The organism is Actinoallomurus acaciae (assembly GCF_042429965.1).
Taxonomy (GTDB): domain Bacteria; phylum Actinomycetota; class Actinomycetes; order Streptosporangiales; family Streptosporangiaceae; genus Actinoallomurus; species Actinoallomurus acaciae.
Genome location: NZ_JBHLZP010000567.1, coordinates 1 through 4,983, shown reverse-complemented (window position 1 = coordinate 4,983; position 4,983 = coordinate 1). Strand labels below are relative to the sequence as shown.

5 protein-coding genes are annotated in these 4,983 nt (G+C 73.4%); 4 read left to right on the top strand and 1 reads right to left on the bottom strand.

Annotation, left to right across the window (positions count from 1 at the left end):
* From ACFFNX_RS42035 to gap, 3 genes are all read left to right on the top strand, one after another.
* The coding region (locus tag ACFFNX_RS42035; RefSeq protein ID WP_378211830.1) for a serine protease at positions 1-709 on the top strand (709 nt) is incomplete at its 5' end.
* A gap of 52 nt (positions 710-761) precedes the next feature.
* Positions 762-1,709 carry a GlxA family transcriptional regulator gene (locus tag ACFFNX_RS42030; RefSeq protein WP_378211828.1) on the top strand — a complete coding sequence of 316 codons (948 nt, stop codon included), beginning with the start codon at positions 762-764 and terminating at the stop codon, positions 1,707-1,709.
* Between the two features lie 186 nt (positions 1,710-1,895).
* Complete coding sequence (gene gap, locus ACFFNX_RS42025) at positions 1,896-2,903, top strand: type I glyceraldehyde-3-phosphate dehydrogenase (protein WP_378211826.1); 1,008 nt, start codon at positions 1,896-1,898, stop codon at positions 2,901-2,903.
* On the opposite strand, the gene ACFFNX_RS42020 is transcribed toward gap, so the two are convergent.
* Positions 2,860-3,873 carry an Lrp/AsnC family transcriptional regulator gene (locus tag ACFFNX_RS42020; RefSeq protein ID WP_378211824.1) on the bottom strand — a complete coding sequence of 338 codons (1,014 nt, stop codon included), beginning with the start codon at positions 3,871-3,873 and terminating at the stop codon, positions 2,860-2,862. The genes gap and ACFFNX_RS42020 overlap by 44 nt on opposite strands.
* Before the next feature lie 106 nt (positions 3,874-3,979).
* Here ACFFNX_RS42020 and ACFFNX_RS42015 point away from each other — a divergent pair.
* The coding region (locus ACFFNX_RS42015) for an MFS transporter (protein ID WP_378211822.1) at positions 3,980-4,983 on the top strand (1,004 nt) is incomplete at its 3' end.

Below are 4,983 nucleotides of genomic sequence, written 5' to 3'. Positions count from 1 at the left end.
CACCGCGCCGGGCCCCACCGAGGTCACCGGCGGCACCGCCGCCGCGGCGCCGCCCTGGCTGGCGGCCGTGGGCACCCCGGCGTTCATCGTCCGGCCGTCCGGGCAGTTCTGCGGCGGCACGCTGGTGTCGGCGGACAAGGTCGTGACGGCCGCGCACTGCGTCGACTTCCTGCGCTCGGTGCCGAACCTGCTGAGCGCCACGTTCGGCCGCGCCGACCTGACCAAGAAGGACGGCGAGAGCGTCCAGGTGAAGTCGATCTGGGTGCAGCCGGGCTTCAAGGAGACGGAGTTCAAGGGCGAGACGGTCGAACACCACGACGTGGCCGTGCTGACGCTGAGCCGCCCGGTGGTGGACCGCCTCCCGCTGCCGTTGATCGACCGCGCGGGCCTGTACCCGCCGGGCACGCCCGCCCAGGTGCTCGGCTGGGGCACGACCTCCGAGCTCGACGTGCTCAACTCGCGTCTTCGCCAGGCCACGATCCCCCTGGTGTCCGACGCGCGCTGCGCCGGCGCGTACGGCTCGTCCTTCGACCACCGCGACATGGTCTGCGCGGGCTCGCCGAAGGGCGACACGTGCCAGTTCGACAGCGGCGGCCCGCTCGTGGTGAACGGCCGGCTCGCGGGCATCACGTCGTGGGCGTACGGCTGCGCCCGCGACGGCTACCCGGGCGTCTACACCCGGCTGGCCCCCTTCACGCTCCCCCTCTGAGCCTCGCCCCCGCGGCCCGGGCGAGATGATGGCACGGGACGAGGGAGGCAGGATGATCCGGGAGAACCACCACGTCGCCGTGCTCGTGCTGGAGGGCGCGAAGCCGCTCGACGTCGGCATCCCCGCGCAGGTGTTCTCCAGCCGGCCGAGCATGCCGTACGAGGTGCGGGTGTGCGGTGCCGCACCCGGGCTGGTGACCGGCGGCGACGGCCTGTCCTATCACGTGGCCGACGGCCTGGAGGCCCTGGAGCGCGCCGACACGATCTTCATCCCCGGCTACCGGGAGCCGGCGACCACCGACCCGCCGGCGGCCGTCGTCGGCGCGCTCATGGCCGCGCGCGAGCGCGGGACCCGGCTCGCGGCCATCTCGACCGGGGCGTTCACGCTGGCGGCGACGGACCTGCTCGACGGCAAGCGGGCGACGACGCACTGGCACTACACGAAGATCCTGGCCGAACGGCATCCGCTCGTACGGGTGGATGAGAACGTGTTGTTCGTCGACGAGGGCGACGTGCTGACCTCGGCGGGCGCGGCGTCCGGTATCGACCTGTGCCTGCACCTGGTGCGGCGCGACCACGGCGTCGCGCTCTCCAACCGCGTGGCGCGCCGGCTCGTGGCCGCGCCCTACCGCAACGGCGGGCAGGCGCAGTACGTCCCCCGGAGTGTGCCCGAACCGCTCGGCGACGTGTTCGCGAGCACGCGTGAGTGGGCTTTGAGGCACCTCGACGAGCCCCTGACCCTGGAGGCGCTCGCCCGCAACGCGCGGGTGTCGGCGCGCACCTTCTCGCGGCGGTTCGTGGAGGACACCGGCTACACGCCGATGCAGTGGGTGCTCCGGGCGCGGGTGGACCTGGCGCGCGAGCTGCTCGAACGCACCGATCTGGCCGTGGGGCAGATCGCCGACCGGGTCGGGCTCGGCACCGCCGCGAACCTGCGGCTGCACTTCCAGCGCATTCTCGGCACCTCGCCGACGGAGTACCGGCACACCTTCTCGGCCTGAGGCCCGTTGGCGCGATCCTTGCGGTCGGTGGCGAAAACACTGGCGAGATACTTGCGCACGTTGTCGTTCAGGCCACTTTCTGCCCGTCGCCGCGGTGCCGAGCATGGAGGGCGTGACGAAAGGAGCCTCCATGACCGAGCGCAGCGAGGGAATCAAAAGGCACGCCCCAGCGACGAAGGAGGGCAAATGACCCGCATCGCCGTCAACGGATTCGGCCGCATCGGACGTAACACGCTCCGGGCCCTGCTGGAGCGCGACAGCAAGCTCGAGGTGGTCGCGGTCAACGACCTCACCGCCCCCGAGACGCTCGCGCACCTGCTCAAGTACGACAGCGCGCTCGGCCGCCTCGGCCGCTCCGTGGAGGCCGACGGGTCCCGGCTCGTGGTCGACGGCCGCCCCATCACGGTGCTCGCCGAGCGCGACCCCGCCGACCTGCCGTGGGCCGAGCTGGACGTCGACATCGTGCTGGAGTCGACCGGCCGCTTCACCTCGGCGGACGCCGCCCGCGCGCACATTCGCGCCGGCGCCGGACGCGTGCTGGTGAGCGCCCCCTCCGCCGGCGCCGACGTCACGCTCGCCTACGGCGTGAACACCGACGCGTACGACCCGGCCGAACACGTGATCGTCTCGAATGCCTCGTGCACCACGAACGCGCTGGCTCCGCTGGCGTCCGTGCTGGACGACCTGGCCGGCATCGAGCACGGCTTCATGACCACGGTGCACGCCTACACGCAGGAGCAGAACCTGCAGGACGGCCCCCACCGCGACCTGCGCCGAGCCCGCGCCGCCGGGGTGAACATCGTGCCCACCACCACCGGGGCCGCCAAGGCCATCGGCCTGGTGCTGCCGAACCTCGACGGCAGGCTGTCGGGCGACTCGATCCGCGTGCCGGTGCCGGTCGGCTCGATCGTGGAGCTGAACACCGCGGTCTCCCGCGAGGTCACCCGCGACGAGGTGCTCGCGGCCTACCGCGCCGCCGCCGACGGGCGGCTCCAGGGCGTCCTCGACTACGCGGACGAGCCGCTGGTCTCCAGCGACATCACCGGCCACCCGGCGTCGGCGATCTTCGACGCCGCCCTCACCCGCGTCGACGGCCGGCACGTCAAGGTGGTGGCCTGGTACGACAACGAGTGGGGCTTTTCCAACCGCCTCATCGACACGCTGGAGCTGCTCGCGTCGGGCCCGAGCTCCTGACGTCGTGCGGTAGCGGCGCGCCGGCGCGTTTCACGGTGCGGATGATCGGGGCCGTCTCGACCGCGCGGATGTCGTCCAGCGAGCCGACGCTCTCGGTCAGGTAGCGGGCCAGGTCCGGCGAATCCCGGCAGTTCACCGCCGCGAGCAGGTTGGTCGGGCCGGTGGTCAGGGCCACGAGGGAGACCTCCGGGTGCTCGGCCATCGCCGCCGCCACGGCGGTGAGCCGCGACGGGCGTACCGACATCCACAGGCGGGCCTCCGCGCGGAAGCCCAGCGCCGCCGGGGGGATGTCGACGAGGAAGGTGAGCACCCCGGACCGGCGCAGGGCGGCCAGGCGGCGCCGTACGGTCGCCTCCGACCAGCCCGTCGTCTCGGCCAGCTCCGCGTGGCTCGCCCGGCCGTCCCGGGACAGCAGGTCGAACAGCGGGTGGTCGGCCGGGGCGAGCGTCACCTCGCCGTCGTCGGCGGGCGGCGGGGCCAGCAGCGCGGCCTGTTCGGGGCTGAGCCGGGCGGGCCCGGCCCAGGTGCTGGGAAGCGCGTGGTGGCCGAGCAGCAGGTGGGCCGAGACGGAGGTGACGCGGCTGGTCCTGGGGAGCCGGTGCAGGAGCAGGGCCTCGCTCTCGTCGGGGCCGGGCGTCTGTGCGCTGCACGAGATCTCGGTGCCGCCGGAGAGCAGGTGGACGTAGGAGGTGTCGGGGCGGGCGGCGATCGCCCGGGCGATGGCGTTCGCGGCGTCCGGTGTGCACTGCAGCCGGATGGTCCAGTTGCTGTAGCCGAGCCGGCCTCCGTTGAGGGTGCCGACGACGCGGAGGATCCCGGCGGCGCGCAGCCGGCGGTAGCGGCGGGCGACGGTGTTCTCCGAGACGCCGAGGACCTCGCCGATGGCGCGGAACGGAGCACGGCCGTCGATCTGCAGCGCGTGCACGAGGCTCTGGTCGACCGCGTCCAGCGGGACGGTATCCGTCTTCATTCGCGCAAGTATGCCGGTATCCGTCGCCGATCGGCGCCGTGCTGGCGGCAGCGGCCGGCCGGTCACGAACGTAGGGGACGTCCCGCCCTCCCGGCAAAGGAGTCTCATGCGTCCGTGGTGGCCTCTGGCGGCCGTCTGTCTCGGCACCTTCATGTTCCTGCTCGACACCACCGTGCTGTCCGTCGCGCTCCCCGCGATCGGCACGGGCCTGTCGGCGTCGCTGTCCACGCTCTCGTGGGTGGCCGACGTCTACACCCTGGTACTCGCCGTCCTCATGCTCACGATGGGGTCGCTGGCGGACCGGTTCGGCTCGCGCGGGGTGTACCTCGCCGGGCTGACGGTCTTCGGCGCCGCCTCACTGGCCTGCGGCCTGGCGTGGAGCCCGGCGGCGCTGATCGGCGCCCGCGGGGTGCAGGGCGTCGGCGGGGCGGCGATGGCCGTGACCGCCTTCGCGCTGATCGGATCCGTCTACCGGGGGCCGGACCTGGGCCGGGCGATGGGGGTGTTCGGCGCCGTGACCGGCCTGTCGGCCGCGATCGGCCCGATGCTCGGCGGCGTCCTCACCGAATACCTGGGCTGGCGGGCGATCTTCTTCCTCAACGTGCCTCTCGCCGCCGCCACGATCGCGCTGTCCTCGCGGGTCCTGGAGAAGGGACGGCGGGCCGCAGGGACGCGTTTCGACCTGGCCGGAGTGATCACCTTCGCCCTGGGCGCCGGCGCGCTCACGTACGGCCTGACGGCCGGGCAGAGGGGTCGGACCGCGGCTCTCGTCTTCGCGGTGCTCGCGCTGGCCGCGTTCGGCTACGTCGAGTTCCGGAGCCGCACGCCGCTGCTGGACGTACGGCTGTTCGCCCGCGCGTCGTTCGCCGCGGTGATGGTCTGCGTGCTCGCCTCGACGGCGGCCTTCGCCGCGCTCGTCTACACGTCGGTCTGGCTGCAGTCGGGGCTCGGGCTGGGGCCGGTGCGCGCCGGACTGGCGCTGCTGCCGCTCGCGCTGGCGTCCTTCGTGACCTCACTGGCCGGCGGGCGGCGGTTGCGCGGCCGGTCTCCCCGGGCGCTCCTCGCCTGGGGCCTGCTGCTGGGCGGGATCGGCTGCGCGCTCCAGGCGGT

What these genes read in the sequence shown, in the direction of transcription:
- gap (WP_378211826.1), top strand. Translation starts at nt 1,896, where the DNA reads ATGACCCGCATCGCCGTCAACGGATTCGGCCGCATCGGACGTAACACG.
- ACFFNX_RS42030 (WP_378211828.1), top strand. Translation starts at nt 762, where the DNA reads ATGATCCGGGAGAACCACCACGTCGCCGTGCTCGTGCTGGAGGGCGCG.
- ACFFNX_RS42020 (WP_378211824.1), bottom strand. Translation starts at nt 3,873, where the DNA reads ATGAAGACGGATACCGTCCCGCTGGACGCGGTCGACCAGAGCCTCGTG.